General features: G+C 37.2%; 2 protein-coding genes. Both read left to right on the plus strand.

The window, feature by feature from the left end:
* Positions 1-2: 2 nt before the first annotated feature.
* Entirely contained in the window at positions 3-21,344 is a 21,342-nt protein-coding gene (locus H600_RS0102755) for a T9SS type B sorting domain-containing protein (protein WP_026727356.1), read from the plus strand.
* A 43-nt stretch (positions 21,345-21,387) separates the two neighbouring features.
* Complete coding sequence (locus H600_RS0102760) at positions 21,388-22,362, plus strand: PorP/SprF family type IX secretion system membrane protein (protein ID WP_026727357.1); 975 nt, start codon at positions 21,388-21,390, stop codon at positions 22,360-22,362.
* Positions 22,363-22,391: the final 29 nt, after the last annotated feature.

A 22,391-nucleotide genomic window follows, 5' to 3' on the forward strand; every position in this document is an offset into this window, starting at 1 on the left:
CCATGAAAAAACCTACTATTCTAAAAATTGCAATTTTGCTTCTGTTGTTTTTACAAGCAGATATAGTATTTTCTCAAAATGCGGCGCAAAGTAAAGACTTTGTTAGAGTGTATAATAAACAACTTAGAGGAGATATTCTTACTATTGGGAATAATATTCTTAATAGAGGTACTAAGAAATCTGACGGTACTTATAGCGTAAGTCCAAATACTGCATACACTGGTACTGATTACAATGGTAATTTTGATATGTACTATATCAATGTTGATCCTGTTTCTAATAACACTGATCCGATCTTCAGTTCAAGTAGTGCGACCTTAACTGTTCCAAATTCAAATGCTCCTGGAGATCCATGTTACAAAGTAGCCTATGCAGCATTATATTGGTCAGGTATTTTAAAGACAAAAAATATGACGGCTGCCGAGGTTGCCAAAAGAAAAGATATCAACAAGGTAAAGTTCAAAATCCCTGGTGGTGCTTATCAGGATATTGTTGGAACCTTAATACATGATATTCCAGATCCTACAAATGGAATAAATCCTGATAAAACGCAAGCTTATGCTTGTTTTGCAGAAGTTACAAATTTATTAAATGCTACAAGCCCTAATGGTAAATATACTGTTGCTAACGTAATCGCGACAGAGGGTGTAGAACAAACAAATGGTGAAACAGGTCTTTCTGCAGGATGGTCTCTTTTTATTGTATATGAAGATGCTAATTTGGTAACAAAATCAATCTCTACATTTAATGGTTTTAAAGCACTTGCAAGTAATCAGGCTCCACTTACTACAACGGTTACAGGTTTTACAACACCTCCTAAAGGTACTGTTAATGCACGATTTGCTTTTGCAGCTCTTGAAGGCGATAGAGGTTACAGAGGAGATTATCTTTCTATAAACGGAAAAAAAATAACGCCTACTATCAGACCGTTGGTTAACGGAAGTGATAATTTCTTTAACAGTACGATAAACAGTTTAAATACAGCTTTTACGGCCAGAGAGCCAAACAGTAGCAATACACTTGGATTCGATGCTGGGGTTATTGATCTTGATCCTAGTTGGAACGTTATTACAAATAATCAAAGTTCTGCCAATATAACACTGGGAACTAACCAAGATGTTTATATTTATTATTTTACTGCGTTTTCAGTAGATGTTATTGCGCCAAAGATTGTACTGACTAAAGCGGTGCATGATGCTGACGAAAATGATATGGCCAATCAAAATGTTACTCTAAGCCAGGAATTACGATATACTTTACAATTTAAAAATGAAGGAAATGATAGTGCAACCGAATTTACAATTACGGATCAGTTGCCTGTTAATACCAATTTTAATTTTCCTTCAGATATTTTAGTATTGCCTACAGGAATGACAAAGCCTACTACAGCGGCAGGTAATCAATATGTTACTTATAATCCGACAACTAGGGTTTTAACATTTAATGTGCCTAAAGAATTAGTAGAAAAGGGCGATACATCTTGGGAGAAGATTCGTTTTAAAGTTAAAGTGGTAGACGATTGTGCTTCATTGACAGATGCTTGTAATAACGTAATTAAAAACACTGCTTACTCAAGTTATCGCGGTAATCCAGCTGCAGGTGGTGGTGGTAATGAAACTTTGTTTGAAGATATGAGTTATGCTTCAATTACAGGTTGTAATATTTCACCACAATCTACCAATTTTTTGGTTGGATTGGATGCATGTAAAAATAGAAATGCAGAAATTTGTTTGTCTGAAATGGAACTTTCTGCAGCCGGAGGCTACACTACTTATAAATGGTCAACAAGCTCAAATTATAATCCAGTTTTAGGAACAAATCAAAAACTTAAAATCACAAAAGCAGACACGTATTATGTATATAGTACGAAGCCAGGTTGTCCTGATTTTGAGCAAATTATTACTGTAACAGATGGAGGTGGAGTAAAAATCAATCCAATTATTAAGTATGCAGATAATAAAGATTCAAATGGTAATATCGCCCCTTGTGATATTGATGGAAAACCATTGCCAAAAATATTCCTTTGCGGTGCCAATGATTCTAGACTTTTTAATTTAGAACTTCCATTAGCAAATGATATAGTCTGGGAAAAAACAAGCTGTGTACGTCCTCCAGTTTCAGAGTTATCTGAGCTATGTGCTGATGAGAGAGCAAGTTGTACTTGGGTTTCAGCAGGAGCAAATGGTTCTCTATTTACAGCTAGTGAGGCTGGTTATTATAGAGTAACGATTAGTTCAGGAGGCTGTGTGAACCGCTACTATTTTAATGTTTATAAAAGTGATGTTGCAATCGAAGAAAAACATAAAAACATTTTATGTACCACTCCAGGAAGCATTACTGTAGATAAACTTACAGGATATGAATTTAGTCTGACACATGTTTTGCTTGCACCAGCTACCTCTACAACTACTGCTTGGGGAGACGATAACGTTTTTAGCATTACAGAAGCAGGTAACTATGTTGTGAATTACAGACTTAAAAATGTAAATCCAACCTGTATTTATAAAACGCCACAAATCATAATCACTAATGATGCTTTTGAGGCAGAAATTGAAAATCCAGATGAAAACCCACTTTGTTATGGTGACAAGGGAAGAATTCAAGTTAGTGCTACCGCTGGATTTACAGGATATTATTTTACACGTTATGAAAATGGTGTTAAAGTTGAGGAAGTAGGACCATTTACAGATCGTAAATATGCTTTTGAAAATTTAACTCCAGGAAAATCATATGTAATTGAAGTTTTCACTAGAAAAGCAGATAACAGTATTGATTGTTTTTATTCTCTAACGAGAGACATACCTAATCCTGCTTCACAAATAACTGTTACATCTTCCGTAATAAAGTCTCTTACTACTTGTGAAGAAGGATTATATAGAATTACAGCATCTGGTGGTGGTAGTGGAACTTATTCATTTTTTGTTGACGGTTCAACAACAGCGCAGCCTACAGGAGTAAATGATAATACAGACCCTAATTCAATAATTCTTTCAACGCCTACAGCAAAAGAGTACACGATATTAGTACGTGATTCTAAAACGTGTGAGACTACATACAAATTTACAGTTCCAGCTAATCCTAAACCAGATTATACGGTTGCTGCTACTAAAATTGTTTGTGCTGATGATAAAGCACAGATTAATGTCAACGTGAGTGATGCTCATGGATATACAGTAGAATATAGTTTTGACAATGGTGCTACATTCGGTTCAATTCCTACACTTTTAAACGCAAGCGCTGGAACTTATCAAGTAGTTGTTCGATATAAGTTGTCAGATAGTACTGTGTGGTGTTCTGATCCTGCCCAACCCATTACAATTTTACCATCAACAAACACCTTAAAAGCTTTTGGTGGTGTTGCTGAAATAGCAGGATGTACACTTTCTGGAACAGGTGGAAAATTAAGAATTACTAATGTAACAGGCGGTAAAGCGCCTTATAAATATAATTTTCATGGTGGCGATCCTACACAATGGCAAGATGAAGCATGGGAAGATGTTACACCTGGTACTTATATACTTATAGTTAGAGATGATGAAGGTTGTAAATATCAATTACCTTATGATGTAATTTTAGATCCAAAACCAGCAGATCCTTCAATTGATCCGCTTGATGTAGTTTATAACTGTAATGGTACAGGAAAAACTACAGTAACAGTTAACAATCCTTCAAACGGAAATTATTCTTATGAATATTATTTAGATGGAGTTGCAAATACACCAATAACTAATAATGTTTTTGATAATGTATTATCGGGCAGTCATAAAGTTACGATTAAATATAAATTAGAAGACGTTAGTACCTATAGTGTTTTATTAAAAGAAGATTTTGGAAATGGTCCTCCAACAACAAGTCCTGGTATTGCAGCGGCTTATTGTTTTAATGATCAACATCCAACTATTCATACTTGTCCTAACCCAACAAGATCTGTTGAAGATAATCAATATTCTGTTGCAAGTTTCTTCTGGAGAGCTGATACTGCATGGTATCCATTTAAAGACCATACATCAAATGGTACAGTTGCCGATGGAAGATATTTATTAGTAAATATTGGTGGCGCTGCGGGTCTTGATGGTGTACTTTATAGTAAACCAATTGCGGACGTTATTCCAAACCAGCCGGTAAAAGTAGATTTGGCTGTTGCCAATTTATTAAATCTTGGTCAACCTGGTGGTGCTCCAATTGTTAAATTTCAATTGGTGAATCCTGCTGGTGTAGTTGTTGCTGAAGCTAACACCGGAAAAATAGCTGAGGATCCATATGATCCAAACAGAACAAAATGGATTGAAATTCCAACAATCTCTTTGAATCCAGGACCAAATACAAACCTGACATTTGTTGTTCGCTCAGGAAGTACAGTGTATGGAGGAAATGATTTGTTAATTGATGATATTTCAGTTTATCAATTGCCAAAAACATGTTTACAAGAGAAAGAAATTAGTTTTGATGTTGGCACAGATAAAGCATTTACAGTTTTAGAACCAGTAATCAAAGATGTTGACTGTAACGGTGGAGATACAGGTTCTATAACCATTACAGCTCAAAATTTTAACGGAAGTTTCTACTATTCTATCAATGGAGGAAATTTAGAAAGTTCAACGACATCTCCAGTTATTATTGATAAATTGATTGCAGGAAATTATTCTGTGGTTGTTCAAAGTGACGTAGCAGGAACTTGTTTTAAATCATTTAATAAAACAGTTGGTACTCCTACAGCAGTAACTGTTAAGGCAACTGTAACCACACAACCAACATGTACTTCTTTAGCTACAATTACTGCTGAAGCAGAGGGCGGAACAGGACCTTATACTTATTCATTATTAGGACCAGGAAATGCAATAATTGTAGATTTTCCACATGGACCGGTATTTACTGGTGTTAGAACGGGAACTTACACTGTTATTGCTAAAGATTTAAAAGGATGTCCATCAGGAGTTTCTACAGCAGTAGTTGTTAATGATGCAACACCTCCTACGGCAAGTTTGGGTGCGTCAGATTTATGTTTTGATGCTAATAAAGCAACTATTGTTATTACGGCATCTGGTACTGGAACTTTGACATATAGTTTAGATGGCCAGGCTGCAGTAACAAATAATACTTTTACGAATGTAGGGGTAGGAAATCATACTGTAGTGGTTACAGATAGTAATAATTGTACTGCTACTGTAAAAGATATTATTGTTGCAGCCGAATTAAAAGGTAAGCCAGAAGTAACAAAAACATTAGATTGTAATACAACAGGTGCGACTATTAAAGTTGATATCGAAGGCGGTACCGCTCCATTTACATATAAATACAAACTGGGAGCATCAGGAACATATAGCGGAAGTATTGCTGTTACAGGAACTACATTTAATTATGCAGCACCGGCATCAGGTACCTACTATTTTGAAATTTCAGATGCTAATAGCCCGACTTCTTGTAAAGTAGAAGTTTCCGCTACTATTGATGCGATTAGCAATCCTACTGCTAATGCAACACCGGTTCAAGTATCATGTAATGGTGGTTCAAATGGAGAGGTAACTCTTTCAGGTTCAGGTGGTTCAGGTGGTTATTCTTATAGTTTCAATAATAGTGGTTTTACAAGTACAGTTAAATATACAGGTTTAAAAGCAGGAATTGCTTATCCGTTCCAGGTGATGGACAACAAGGGATGTAAATCTACACCAGGCTCAATTACTTTAACAGAGCCAACAGTAGTTCAAGGAACTATTAAAGCAACTGAAATTACATGTGGTCCTACTGGAACAGTTTCAGCGGTAGTTACAGTAACTGCAGCAGGAGGATCTGGTGATTACCAATATAGTTTTAACGGAACTTCAAACTTTACAACTACTAATACTTATACGTACCCAACATTAGTTGCTGGTACAGTTACGGCTTATATTAGAGACAAAAATAATTGCCAAATTGGACCATTATCAATTAATATTGAAGGGTTAGAGCAAATTACAGACATTACTATTACAGATAATGGTTACGATTGTTCTACAACTCCTCCTGGTGGCCATGTTAATATTGCCGCGGTTAAAGGTGGTGTTGCAGCGCCTATTCGTTTCCAAATTATTTCTGGTCCAGCGGGATATAATACAGCAATAAATTCTGATGGAGAATTTAAGGGATTAACTCCTGGTGCTTATATTTTCCAGGCTACTGATATTAAAACAGGTTGTTCATTTACTAAATCGTATACAGTTAAAGGGGTACCAGACATAGTAGCTGGTGGTTCGGTTGTTTCTACTATTAAATGTTTTGGAGGTACAGGAACAATTCGATTTACAGTTACTGGCGTAAAAAGTAAATTCGATTATATTATCAAAAATGGTTCAGGTACTACTATTCAAAGTGCTAATAATATAGATGGAGCTTCTAACACTACTATTTCAGTTAGTTCAGCTTTACCTGTTGGTTCTTATACTATTACAGCTACAGACAGAACAACAAAATGTCAGGCTACTTACACAGTAACTCTAACACAGCCAAATAGTGCAATTGATGTGACTGCAACAGCAGCTAACATCACTTGTAGCAAATTTACATCTGTAATTACAGCAGTAGGAGCAGGCGGAACGCCGAACTACACTTATGCCGTGGTTGAGAGAAATGCAACAGCACCAACAGTGATTGCTGGAGGCGCTTCATTGACGGTAGATACTGCCAATGGTACAAAAATGTTCTGGGATGTTTATGTAAAAGATGCAAACGGCTGTACAGATTTTATTACAGTTGAAATCAAAGCAGATGCGGTACCAACAGTTACAGCTACTTTAGACAATCAATGTACAGGTTCAGGAAGCACATTCAGAATCACAGCGACAGCACATGGAACGAACTTGAAGACTCCTTTGACTTATGGAATCAATGGACAAACAGGAGCATTTGGACCAGACAACTTCTTTGATGTTAGTGCTAGAGCAACACCATATACAGTTTGGGTTAAGGATGCAAACGGATGTACGGCTTCGGCAATACCAATTATGGTTTATCCACAATTAACTGCAACAACTGTTGTTAAAGAATTAGATTGTTCGCTAACTAGTCCAGACGCAACAATTACAGTTACGCCAAACGGAGGAAGAAGTGCATATACCTATGCAGTTTCAACAAACGGAGGAACTTCTTATACTGGAATGGCGACAAATGTTTACACAACTTCAACAGCTGGAACTTTCTTAATTAGAGTTACTGATGCGAACGGTTGTACGTTTGTAACGACTACTACAATACTTCCTAAAACAAATCCAAGTTTAGCTATTGGATCCCAAAAGAATGTTTCTTGTAATGGAGCAGCAAATGGCTCAGTTCAATTAGTTGGATCTGGTGGTTCATTAACAGGAGGTCAAAATTATCAATATAGTGATAATGGAACTACTTATGTATCAACTTCATTATTCACAGGTTTAAGCGGAGGAGCTCATACATTCTATGTAAAAGACAGCAAAGGTTGTGTAGGAAGCATTATTGTAACTATACAAGAGCCAGATCCTTTGGTTATTTCAGATACTACTACGCCATTCACTTGTAGTACAACAAATACAAAAGTAGCAGGATCTGTAGAGATCAATATTCCGACTGGTGGAACAGCGCCTTACGAGTACAGTTTCAACGGAGGCGGTTATGGAGCAACTAGATTATTGACTGTAAACGACAACGGGACTTCAGATCAGACTATTACGTATTCTGTTAAGGATGCAAATGGATGTATCGAAAACGGTTCAACAATCTTAAGAAGATTGAACCCACCGTCTAACATTACATTCTCAAACAATGCTATTACTTGTACTGCAACATCTACAAATGTTACAGTTTCAGTAAGCAATGGCGTTGGAACGTTACAATATGAAACTATTGTACCTTCTGTTTTAATCAGAGGAAAACAAACAAGCAATGTATTTAACGGATTAACTCCAGGAACTTATACTTTCAGAGTGACCGATGCAAACGGATGTTTTGACACAAAAACATATAAAATTGATGATGTAACGCCAATTGTTGTTACTGGAAATAAAGGCAATGATGCAAAATGTAAAGGAACTTCAACAGGAAACGGTACTTATACAATTTCTAGCGTTTCAGCAGTAGGAAACTATTCATTTACTTTAACAGCGGGTTCATTAGGAACAGGAACGTTAACAAAATCAGCAACTAATGCAAATGTGCTTGTTCTAGCAAATGTTGCAGCTGGAACTTATACAGTAAGGGTTACAGATCTTACTACAGGATGCTACAAAGATGAAACAATTGTAATTGGCGAGCCAGCACTAGCTGTAGATGTTACAGCAACTGCAGCGAACATCACTTGTAAAGTCTTCACTTCAGTAATTACAGCAGTTGGAGCAGGCGGAACGCCGAACTACACTTATGCTGTGGTTGAAAGAAATGCTACAGCACCTACTGTGATCAACGGAGGAGCTTCATTGACAGTAGATACTGCTAATGGTACAAAAATGTTTTGGGATGTTTATGTGAAAGATGTAAACGGATGTACTGATTTTGTTACAGTAGAGATTAAAGCAGATCAAGTTCCAACAGTTACAGCAGTTTTAGACAACCAATGTACAGGAACAGGAAGCAACTTTACGATTACAGCTACTGGTTTAGGCGGAAAAGGAACATTACTTTATGGAATAAATGGTGAAAACGGATCATTCTCAACAAACAATGTTTTCAATGTATCTGCAGGAAATTATACAGTTTGGGTAAAAGATGCTAATAATTGTACTGCTTCTGCAACTCCAATTACGGTTTATCCACAATTGACAGCAGTTCCAAAAGTAACTAAAGGTTTAGACTGTTCGCCAACACCAAATGCGTCAATTACAGTTGATATTTCAGGTGGAAGATCAAGTTACACTTATAGAGTAGATCCAGGTACTGGAACATACGGAGGAGTTCAAACGGTAACAGGAACGCAGTTTGTTTACGCAAATGCAGCAACAGCGGGAACATATAAATTTGAAATTACAGATTCGAACAGCCCTGCTTGTAAAGTAGAAGTTTCTATACCAGTAAATGCTATTACAAATCCAACTGTTACAGTGGCAACGCAGGTTAACATAACTTGTTTAGGAGCAAATAATGGTTCTGTGAAATTAAAAGGAAATGGTGGTTCAGGAAGCAACTATACATTTAGCGCTTCTGCAACAGGTCCTTTTTCAACTGCAGATACTTTTACAGGTTTAACACCAGGATTACATACGTTCTATGCAAGAGATGGCAGAAATTGTCCAGCTCAAATTGATGTTACGATTTTAGAGCCAGGAGTTTTAACTACAACTGCTTCTGCAGCTCCTTTCTCATGTAATCCAACAACAAATGCTAAACAGTCAACTACGGTAACAATTAATGCTCCTCTTCCAGGAAGTGGAACTGCACCATATGAATACAGCTTTAACGGTACATCTTATGGACCAGTAAAAACATTGACAGTTAACGATAATGGAACAGATCAAACGGTTACATTCTATGTTCGTGATAAAAACTTATGTGTTTTCAGTAATACAATTACGATTAATAAATTAAATCCGCCAGTTATTGCAAGCGCTATTGCAAGTGCGGTTACTTGTACATCTCCTAAAAGTACTGTTACAGTTACGACAACAGCGGGAACAGGTGTTGGAAATTTAGTTTATTCAATTACTGCTCCAGCAGCTTATGTGACTACTAATACTGATGGTATATTTGCTAATCTGGATCCAAATATTACTTACAGCTTTAAAGTTGTAGATGAAAATGGATGTTTTGATACTGAAACAGTAAGAGTTAATCCAGTAACGCCAATCGTTGTTACGCCTAGTAAATTAAGTGACGTAAAATGTAATGGTGGTAAAACAGGAATTGCGAAATATACGATTTCAGGATTTAGCGCAACAACGAATTATACGGTTGCGGTATCTACTGTTCCAGCTGCATTGACTTATACATTAAGCCAATCAGGAGACGTAATTACTTTAACTGATTTAGGTAAAGGAGCATATACCGTTTCGGTTATCGATCTAACAACAGGTTGTACAGCAAATAACACTGTAACAATTGATGAGCCTTTAAATCCGTTAACAGCAACTTTCCTTAATGTAAATGCAAATTGTGCAGTAGGAACATCAAAAGTTACTGTTCAGGCTTTAGGTGGTACGCTTCCTTACAAATATTCATTTGTTCACGATGGTGCAGGAATAGGAGCTTTAACAAATACAGCCAGCGAAAACCTAGACCCTGCTGTTGCAGATTGGGATGTATATGTTGTAGATGCCAATGGTTGTCAAGTGAAGCTTGATGTATCAATTAAAAAGGATGACGTTCCAACAGTTACAGCAACTGCTGTTGGTCAATGTTTAGGAAATGGTACTTACACTATTACTGCTTCTGGTACAGGAACAGGGACCTTACAATATAGTCTTGATAATAAAACATATCAGGCAGCTAACACATTTACAGTTACTGCAGCTGGTAGTTATAATGTTTGGGTAAAAGATGCAAATGGTTGTACAGCTCAAACTACAGCACCAGTTATTGTTCGTGATCAATTAACAATTTCAGCTAAACTAGATAAAAATATTACTTGTGGTGCAACAGGTTATGTGGCATCTCAAATCACCTTAACAGTTGGTGGTGGAAGTGGTTCTTTCGCTTACGCTTATACAAGTGTACCTGCGGGTGCAACGGGAAGTTTCTCTGGAAACGTATTCACGACAAGTGACGCCGCAGATTTTATATTTACAGTAACAGATACAAGTACTTTGCCAATAGCAAGCAGATGTACTGCTACGACGATTGTACCAGTAAGAATTACAATCCCTGTTGATCCTCATTTTACAATGGTTGAAGGACCAAAAATTAGCTGTAACGGTGATCAATCAGGATCATTGGTTATCACTATTGATAAAACAAAAGGTCTTGCACCATTTGTTATCAATGTGTTTAATAATGATATACCGAAAGATTTTGGTACTCAAACTTCTGGTTTGCCAGCAGGTAATTATACTGTAAAAATTACAGATGCTAAAGGTTGTTCTTATAAAGAAGATATTGAAATTAAACAGCCGGACAAGCTAGTTGTTGTTTCAACTAAAAACGATATGCATTGTGATAGCTCAACAGGAGGAGTTTCAAAAGGAGAGATTATTATACAATCTGTTTCTGGAGGTACTGGACCTTACGACTATTATGTTACAGGTGTTAATGGATATGTTGGAGAAGCGCATGGTATTCCTGGTACTTCAGTAGTATTTGAGGTAGTAGATTTTGGTTTTTATCAAATTAGAGTTGTTGATCAAAATGGATGTTCTGAATTTATAAGAGAGGTATTGATTGCCGCACCTCTTGACAAAGTGGGTATTACTGTTAATACAGCAGCTACTTGTGGTCCTACTAATGGATCTGCCACAATTAAAATTGAGAGTACTTATGCTGGTGGAGGACCATTCTACTTCAATATTTATAGAGGTGCTGCTACACCTCCATTTGTTTCAGCGGGAACAGGTGGATGGATGGCTGAAACATCTCCAAGAGAATGTATTTATCCAGGATTAACACCAGGTGTGTCATATACATTTGTTGTATACTCTGTTAGTACAGGATGTTATTATTTCCAAGCTGCGCCACCAATCCCAACACAATCTTTAGTAGAAGTAGTTGGTGACACCGCAAGTAACATTACTTGTATAGGTGCGGGTAATGGAACTCTTAAATTTGCTATTAAAAATGGTTATCCTACTACACCTGCTCCGGGAGCTTCTGTTGATGTAAGATATTCAATTCGTCAAGCATTCACTAATATCGAGATAATTGCGCCAACTAGCATTCCTAACATAGCCGCTGGTGCAACGACAAGTGATATTACAGTAGGACCTTTAACTGCAGGAACATACTATTTATTAGTTGAAGAAACTGCAGGACCTTTTGCAGGTTGTTCAGTAGTTTCTAAAAACTTTACTATTGAAGAATCGGCTATTAAACTAGACCTTACTGCTTCTGCTACATCAATTGCAGACTGTAATAATCCGGGAACAATTTCCGCTCAAGCAAAAGACGGGACAGGACCTTATAAATATATGATATTAGATGGAGGTTCAACTGCTCCTGATGCAACAGATGTAGCGTGGGATACTGTTAATACATTCAATAAAGCTGGAAGTGTAGCTGGAATTGTCTATGATGTTTACGCTAAAGATGCATTTAATTGTATTGTTACAGTACCAGTTACTGTTTATAAATATGAAATTCCAACAATTAATCCTATTGATCCAATTTGTTATGATGGTACTCCATTCAAAATAACAATTGATGGTACTGTTGATCCTGCAATTGTAGGAGATGCAACATATAGTATTAATGGAAGTGTATATCAGGATTCGCCAGAATTTACATTTAACGCGGCAGGAATTTACCATTTATTTATTAAAGACGGCAAAGGATGTACAGCAACCATAGATTATGAAGTTAAACCAATATTAAAACTAGAGGTTGATTTAACAAAAGATCTTGATTGTTCTGCAACCGATATTAATTCTTCAAAAGCATTAATTACACTAACAGCTTCTGGTGGATTTGGTCCAGGTTATTCTTATCAGTATTCTACTAATGGAGGAACGAGTTGGACAACAATGACTCCAACACTTCAAGCAGATGGTGTTACTTTATTACCAGATAATGTACTTCAGACTAACGCTACTGGAAATTATATTTTTAAAGCTATAGATAGTGGAAATACGACTACTTGTGAAGTGACTACGCCATTTACGTTAGATCCTATTCCAACTGTAGTATTTACAGTAGCAGAAACAAATATTACGTGTCCGGGTGGTTCAGACGGTACAATTACCGTTGATGTAACTTCTGGAGTGGGTCCTTATGAATATCAATTAGAAAAAGCGGGAGCTCCTATTGTAGCTTACCAAGCATCTAACGTATTTAAAGGATTAGCAGATGGAAGTGATTATGTGGTTAGAGTAAGAGATGCAAAACTATGTTTTGCTACAGAGAACGCAACAATAACAATTCCTGATCCATTAGTGGCATCAGCTGTGTTGACAAATGGATTGACTTGTGGACCTGATAATGAAACTGTAAACGCAGAGGTTACGGTTACTGTAACTTCTGGAGGAACTACACCATACCAATATAGTTTTGATGGAGGAACAAACTTTAGTAGTGATAATAAATACATTACTAGTGTTGCGGCTCCTGTAACAGCAATTGTTAGAGACGGTAATGGTTGTGATACTACCTTGCCAGTTGTGCCAATTCCAGCATTAAATCCTCCAACAGCGATGAATATCACTGGAACACCGATTTATTGCTTACCGTTAGCAAATCAAAAAAGCACAGTTACAATTAATTCTGTAACAGGTGGTGTTTTTGACGCAGGTCATCCACTACAATACGAGATTTTATCTCCTATTGCTGTTGTAAAACAAACTTCTGCAACATTTGCAAATTTAGATCCAAGTGCAGAGCCATATGTATTCCAAGTAACGGATGCAAATGGTTGTACTTTCAGAGATTCATTTAAAGTTGATCCTGTAGTAAATATTACGGTTTCAAGTGATTTAATCACAAATGTTTCTTGTATTGGTGGTAATGATGGTGCTGTGAAATTTACAGTAGCAAATAATGGTACACATACATATACTGCAGCCTTTACGACGGGTTCAGGTACGCTTACGAAAGTAGGGAATGTTGTTACTGCGACAGATTTAGTGGCAGGTAATTATGTGCTACAAGTTATAGATGATGTAACGCAATGTACAAGTTCAGCAACTATGGTTGTTTCAGAGCCTACTGCATTAACATTAGCGCCAGACTTAAATCTTCATGCAAATTGTAATTCAGACGCAACCGTAAGTGTTATCGCTTCTGGTGGAACAGCTCCTTACCAATACTCATTTGTAGTTGCTGGTACTGGATCAGGAGGGACTTATACTAGTGATAGTGAAGTAACTTTGAATCCGTTAACTTCAACGACGTGGGAAGTTTGGGTTAAAGATGCTCGTAATTGTGTAATTGCGGCACCACTTGATATTACAATTGTTAAAGATGCACCACCAACTATGGGAACGCCGACACCAATATGTTTTGTAGGCACTGCAGTTACAATTGATTTAGCTGCTTTAGCTACCGTTAATATAGGTACGGGAGTTTATAGAGTAAATGGTTCTGATATTACAGGAACTACTTACGATATTACGGCTCCGGGCATTTATACTTTCAGCGTTGTTGACGGTAATAGTTGCGAATCTAATATTGTAAGTTTCGAAGTTAAACCTCAAGTTACCTTGTTGGCAGAGCTTCTACAGGATCTTACATGTACTTTGGCGGCTGATATCAAATTGACGCCTGAAGGTGGTACAGGAGTATATTCTACTTACGAAGTTGAAATAGACAATAGCGGTACTTATGTTGCACTTCCTGCTACTTATGCAGCTGGAACATATAAGTTTAGAGTTGTGGATTCACAAGGATGTGAAGGATTCTCTAATACAATAATTGTAACGCCGGCAGTATCGCCTGTAGCATCAGCTACACCAATTGATGTAACGTGTATTGGAGGAAACAACGGAAGAATTGAAGTTACTGCAACTTCAGGAATCATTCCTTTACAATATCAATTAGAGAAAGGTGGAGTAATCGTGAAAGCGTTCGGAACTTCAAATATATTCACAGATTTAGTAGCTGGAAACGATTATGAAGTTACAGTTAAAGATGCTAAAAATTGTGAATTAATAATACCAGTAACAGTAGATCAACCAGATGCTTTAGTTGCATCAGCAACTTTGACACAAGGATTGACTTGTGGTACTGGAAATAATGCAAATGCTGCAGAAGTAACGGTTACAGTTACTTCTGGAGGAACTCCGTCATATCAATATAGTTTTGACGGTGGATTAAACTACTCTGATGACAATACATTTAGTACTACTTCATCAGGATTGGTAAATGTAAGCGTGAAAGATGCAAACGGATGTATTACAACTTTAACACCTGTAAACGTTCCGGCTCTTACGCCACCAACAGCGATGACAGCTTTAGGAACATTAGTGTTCTGTGAACCTGCGGCTAGAAGAGAAAGTACAGTTACGTTGACTGTCACAGGAGGAGAAGCGCCATTGACGTATGCTATCATATCGCCAACAGGTTCAGGTAATACAACTGGTGCATCAAGCGGAATCTTTACTGGATTATTGCCAAACGCACTTCCGTATGTATTTGAAGTGACAGACAACAAAGGATGTACCTTCCAAGCAGAATATACAGTTAAGCCTGCTGAAGTAATTACTGTTGCAAGTGCATTGGTTAAAAATGTTACTTGTAACGGAGGTAATGATGGAGCAGTTAAGTTTACAGTAGGAAACTTTACAGGAACATACAGTTATTCAATTAACGGAGGAACTGCAATGACTGCACAAACTAATCCAGTTATTAATGTTACCGGATTAACAGCAGGAGTTGCACAAAATATTGTAATCACAGATGAGGTTACAGGATGTACAGCGACAGCGACAATAACTGTTGCAGAGCCAGCTGTTCTAGATCTTGATTTAGTTTCTCAAACTATTGCAAACTGTTACTTAGGTTCTATAGTTACCGTTCAAGCAACAGGAGGAACTCCTGCTTATAAATATGCATTTGTTAAGAGTGGAGTAACGCCACTAGCTTCAGACTATACAACTAGCAATAGTACTGTTTTAGCTTATGATGATTTAGGTTCAAATGATTGGGAAGTATATGTTCAAGATGGAAACCTAACTTGTTCAGATAAAATTCTTGTTACGCTTACTAAACATGCAGCGCCAACAATTAATGCTAATGCTAATGTGTATTGCTACACTGGTGGACCAGTTCCAATTACAATTACTGGAACGACAGATTTATCAATCCCAACTCCACCAATGTACAGTATAGGAAACGGTTATCAAGCTAGTCCTAACTTTACATTAAATGCACCAGGAACTTATGAATTCTTTATAAAAGATGGTAACGGTTGTGTGGCAAAAGAGACTTATGTATTGAGACAAGAATTGTTGATACAAGCTACTCTTACAAAGGATCTAAACTGTACAACAAACGATGCAACAATTACATTGACAGCAACGCAAGGTACAGGTGCAGGAACTTATGCTTTTGAATATGATCTTAATAATAGCGGAACTTTTAACCCAGTTACTGCGTTGCCATTTGTAACTAGTACCCCTGGAACTTATACTTTCAGAGTACAAGATGCTTCAACTTGTCAAACAATTTCTGTTCCAGTGGTAGTAACTCCACTTACTGTTCCAGCATTTACAACTGTTGTTGCAGATGCACTTTGTGAAACAGAATCAAACGGAAGTATTACAGTTACTGGTATTAACGGAGTTGCACCATATACATATAGACTTAATACGGGAGCTTTTACTTCTGTTAATATTTTCACAGGTTTAGCAGCAGGAACATATTCAATTGCTGTAATGGATGCAAAAGGATGTTCGACAGCGGCAAATGTGGTTGTTGGCCAACCAACTGCTTTAACAGCAACTAATGTGGTAACTCCATTTGGATGTGATACTTCAAATAATGCAAAAGATGCATCAGTTACGCTTACGGCGACTGGAGGTACTCTACCATACAGCTATAGTTATGATAATGGTCAGACATTTGAGTCTTCACCAGTGCATACTATGAATACTGCAGGATCGATTAATTATGTTGTAGTAGATGCTAATGGTTGTAGAGTTTCAGGAACAGCAGTTGTTGATCCTTACACTCCACCAACGAAATTTGATCTTTCAGCTTCGCCAATTTACTGTAATACAGTAGGAGGTATTGCTACGGTTACGGTTAGTAATGTTGTTGGAGGTGTTGCGCCATACAATTATGCTATTGTTGAGCCAGCAGCAGCAGCAACTTCAAACACGACAGGAAGTTTTGCGAATCTATTGCCTGGAACTTATGTAATAAAAGTTACGGATAATGGTGGCTGTAGTACTTTAAATTCAATTGAAGTTAAAAAAGCAAGCGAAATCAATGTTGAAGCTCAATTATTGAGTAATGTATTATGTAATGGTGGTACAACGGGTTCAATCGCGTTTACAATCAGTAATTATATTGCTCCTGCTGATTATACATTTGCATTGTCTCCAAATAACGGAACTTTCACTCAAACAGGTGATGTTGTGACTTATACTGGATTAACGGCAGCAAATTATACATTTACAGTTACGGATCGTACATCAGGTTGTACAGACAATGTTTCTAACTTCCTTGTAGATCAGCCAACTGCTCCATTGAGTTTTACAATGACTACAACTGACATTAATTGTAATAATAAAAACGCAACTATTACAGTAGCTGCTGCTGGAGGTACACTTCCTTATAGTTATGCTGCTGTTGCACATTTAGCTGCCGCTCCAACAGTTTATAGTACTGACAACAAAATAGTTGTTGATACTAATAACGGAACTGTTTTAGCATGGGATGTTTATGTGAAAGATTTCAACGGATGTACAACTTTAGTACAAACACAAAATATTTCAACGGCTCCACTTCCAAGCGGTATTACTGCAAATGTTGCAAGTCAATGTCCTAGTGCAACTGGAACATATGATTTCACAGTTACAGTAACTTCAGGAGTTGGTCCATTCGAGTACAGCATTGGTAGAGGATTCCAACCAAATAATACATTCAGTGTTAATTCTTCTGGATCTTATGATATCACTGTTAGAGATGCGAACGGATGTACAACTACTGTAACAGGTGCTGTAGTAATTAGCGGTGCTCTTGATTTACAATTAGATGTTCAGAAATTGCCAAGTTGTGATTTCATTGATGGAAGAATTGTAGCTACGACTACTGGAGGATCTGGAAATTATAGATATACTTCAGGTGCATACATTCCAGTAATTGCTGGAACAACTGCAACATTCAATAATATGCCAGCAGGTATCCATACAATTACTGTTGAAGATTTAACAACAGGCTGTAAAGACATTGTTACTGTTGAAATGAAAGCAGCGACTCTTATTACAGGCTTGAATTTAGAGAAAACAGATGTTAATTGTAATGGAGGATCAGATGGACGTATCATTGTTCACTTGGCGCCAAATGCTCCAGGTGTTAATGACAACCCAGTTTATACTTATACTTTAACAGGAACTACTATCGGTGGTGTTCCAGTAAGTGTAGGGCCTCAAGAAGAAAACATTTTCGATAATCTTCTGCCAGGTGATTATACAGTAAGAGTAACTTCAGGAAGAGGATGTAATGCGCAAGCAGATACAAGAATCATACAGCCAACACCAATTGTGGTTAATGCGCCAACTGTTACACCTTTCGGATGTACGGCAGGTACAAACACTACAAACTTTGCGAGCATCACGGTTAATTCTGTGACCGGTGGTACGGCTCCTTATGTTCTTTATGAGTTTACTAAAAACGGAACAGTTGTTCAAAACAGCAACTCTAATGTTTATAACGAAACGGATCTCGCAGGTGGAACTTACTCAGTAAGAGTATTCGACAGCAATGGTTGCGTAGGATCTTCTACAGCTCCAATTGTTATTGGATCTTTCATCACCATGAATGATGTAAATGTAAATGTGACTGCGCCTATTACATGTGTAAGCAATCAAACAATTCAGGTCTCTGTTGCTACAACTGGAGGAACTCCAACAGCTTTAGTGTACACGCTTACAGGTATTGATGGAACTGTTTTCAATCAGACAAGTCCAACGGGATTATTCGCTGGATTAGCAATTGGAAACTACCAAATCACAGTATTTAATCCAACAACAGGTTGTACAATTAAGGACTACCACTATGTAAATGACGCAAATACTTTTGTAATCAAAGCAACTCCAGTAAACGGAGAAGTTTGTTACGGAGCTGCTGACGGAAGTGTTGACTTATTATTTGTTGATACTTTATTGAACCCAGGAAATGAAGCTGGTGCGTTTACATATACGATTACGGGTCCAGTACCAAGTTCAGGAAGTTCAACAACTGCAGGTCCAGTTAGAATTTCAGGATTATTGGCAGGTCAGTACACAGTAACGGCTAAATTGATAAACAGCCCAGAATGTACAGTAACAACGGTATTTAATATTAAACAACCTATAGAGCAATTAGCAATAAATAAAGTTCAAACACCAATTACTTGCGTTTCTGGTAATAATGATGGAACTATTTCAGTTGCAGCTTCTGGAGGATGGGATACTAATTATCAATATGAATTAGTTGGTCCAGTAAGCAAAACATACTCAACTGAAAATGTATTTACTGGTTTAACTGCTGGTACATATACAATCAATGTTAAAGATGGTAAAGGATGTATTGCAACAACAACTGCTGTTCTTGTTAATCCAGCTCCAATAGTGTTTAATGCAACGCCAAGCGCAACAATGTTGTCTTGCTACGGAGATAAGAGCGCTGTAATTACAGTGGCACTTCCAACAGGAGGTCAAGGAAGCAATTACCTATATACATTGAATACACTTTCTGATAACCCAATGAGTGTTGCAGGTCCACAACCAAGTCCAGTATTTACAGGATTAGGCGCAGGAACTTATACAGTAACGGTTACAGATGGATTCAGTTGTTCTGCGACATCAGCTCAAATTGTGATCAGCGAGCCTACTATTGTTGAAGGAACCTTGATCCAATCTAAAATACAAACTTGTACTACACAAGCGCAGCTTACATTGAGCGCAACTGGAGGAAGAGCTCCTTATACTTATAGTATAGATGGTGCTACAGTTTTAGGAACATTTACTTCTACAGTAACATTTAATGTTGCTCCTGGAGAGTACAGCTATATCATTAGAGATGCTAATGGATGTACTGGATTTGTAACAAATGGAATTTCTGTTAAACCAATTATTCCTTTATCTGTTGATTTAGATGTATCTAGTGCGATAGTAAGATGTAAAGGTGATGCAACTGCAATTTTAATTGCTGAAGCAAAAGGTGGTCTTGGAAATTATATGTACACATTGTACAGCGGAACTACTGGTACAAACGTAGTTCGTCCTGCTCAAAATACAGGTCAGTTCTTAGACTTGCCAGTAGGTTTCTACAGAGTAAGCGTACAAAGCGGGGATTGCAGCACGGTAAGCGTTGCGTTTGAGATAACTGAACCACAAACGCCATTTGCAGTAAATTTTGCTCAAACAAACGTTAGTTGTTTTGGCGAAAGCAATGGTAAAATGGTAATCACTGCAACTGGTGGAACAGGAGCATACAAATACTCTATTTCTCCAGACTCAGATCAATATGATACTAAAAATGTATTTGAGAACTTAGCAGTGGGTGAGTATACCGTAACGGCAATCGATGCAAATGGATGTAATGAAGTATATACTTTCACAATCACGCAGCCAGAATTATTAAGAGGATCTGAAGTTCCAAACTCTATGATTCCTGAAGCTTGTGCTGGCGATAAAGATGGTGCATTCAGCGTTGAAATTAAAGGTGGTACGGCTCCTTACAGTGTAAGTCTTGATGTTGAAAAAGGACCATTTACTGCTGGTGCAGCAGGTCAAACAATATTTGACTTTACTAATTTGAGTGGAGGTACACATATAGTATACTTTAAAGACGCTGCTGGATGTATGAATTTTGTTGAGATCAACATGCCATTGCCAGTTGTTCTTGATCCAAAAGCTGAAATAAACTATGACTGTGTGGATAATCATGCTGCTAATAGAGTTACAATAACTGTTGATGCAAGTAACACAAACCCAGCTGATATTGATTACCAACTTGACGGAACAGGTGCTTATCAACCAAGCAACATCTTTACAAATGTTGCACCAGGTAATCACTATGTAACGGCTAGACACACTAACGGTTGTGAAGTTCCAACTGTAAGTTTTGAAATCAAAGCTGTTCAACCATTAGCAATTGCTTTAAGTGCAGGAAAACCTGAAATGAACGTAATTTCAGTAACTGCAACTGGTGGAGCTCCAGCATATGAATACAGTTTCAATGGAGAACCGTTCAGCTCTTCTACTAAGTTCAAAATCTACAAATCTGGTGATTATGTAATAGTAGTAAGAGATCAAAACGGATGTACTGCAACAATTACAGTACCAATGACATACATTGATGTTTGTTTAGATAATTACTTTACTCCTAACGGAGATGGTGTTTACGATACTTGGGGACCTGGTTGTACAAATATTTACAACAACCTTGAATTCTCAATCTTCGACAGATACGGTCGTGTAATTGCTAAATATCACTATGGTCAAAAATGGGATGGAAGATACAATGGTGAGGAATTGCCTTCTGGTGATTACTGGTATGTTCTTAAACTAAATGACGAGAAAGATGCAAGAGAGTTTGTTGGACATTTCACTTTATACAGATAACAAAATAATTGCCCCTATGATGTTATCTAAAAAATTTATTACAATGAAAAAGTTTATTTTATCCTTAGTACTCATGGCTGTAACAACAAGTTACAGCCAAGAGTTAAACCTACCAGTGTTTACCCAGTATTTAGCTGATAACCCGTTTGTACTTTCGCCTGCATATGCCGGTATTGGAGATAACCTTAGAATTAGAGCCAATGGTTTGACCCAATGGGTCGGAATCAAAGATGCGCCTGAAAACCAATCTTTGTATGCAGATTTTAGAATCTTAGATCGTTCTGGTGTGGGAATCTCACTTTACAATGATAAAAATGGATATACAAGACAAACTGGTGCAAAAGTTTCGTTTGCGCATCACTTGATTTTAGATTACTATTCTAAGCAATATTTGTCTTTTGGTATTTCGTATAACTTCAACAGTTTCAGAATTGATATTGATGAGTTCAATAATACTATTGAGCACCCAATTCTTGATCCATCGGTGACAGACAACCGTTATACAGCAAACAACAACTTTGATATTAGTGCCTTATATCGTAATAAAAATTTCTATTTGAGTTTCAATGCAAATAACGTTTTAAAGAAAAATGTAGACAAATACCGCGGAGTAGAGCCAAATCTGCTTTCGAATTATCAAGTGTATACGGGATATATTTTTAACGACGGAGAAAATAAACGAATAGAATATGAACCATCTGTTTTCTACCAGTATTTTGCAAGTGATAAACGTTCTACAACCGATTTCAACTTCAAATACAGACGCTACAATCGTTACGAAGATTATTATTGGATTGGGGTTTCTTATCGTATGTTAAATGACCAATTTCCGAAGCCTTTATCTGTAGGACCAATGGCTGGTTTCATGAAGTCTAGATTTTACTTCGGATATTCATACCAAGTTATGTTCAACGATTTAGGAAATTACAATACAGGTACCCACGTAGTAACTATAGGTTTTGATTTCTTGCAGTCAATCAGTAATTGTCCTTGTACGCAGAGTCCAGTTCACGATTAAAAACAAAACCATTTTAAGGCCGAATAAGC

Source organism: Flavobacterium denitrificans DSM 15936, from assembly GCF_000425445.1.
GTDB lineage: Bacteria > Bacteroidota > Bacteroidia > Flavobacteriales > Flavobacteriaceae > Flavobacterium > Flavobacterium denitrificans.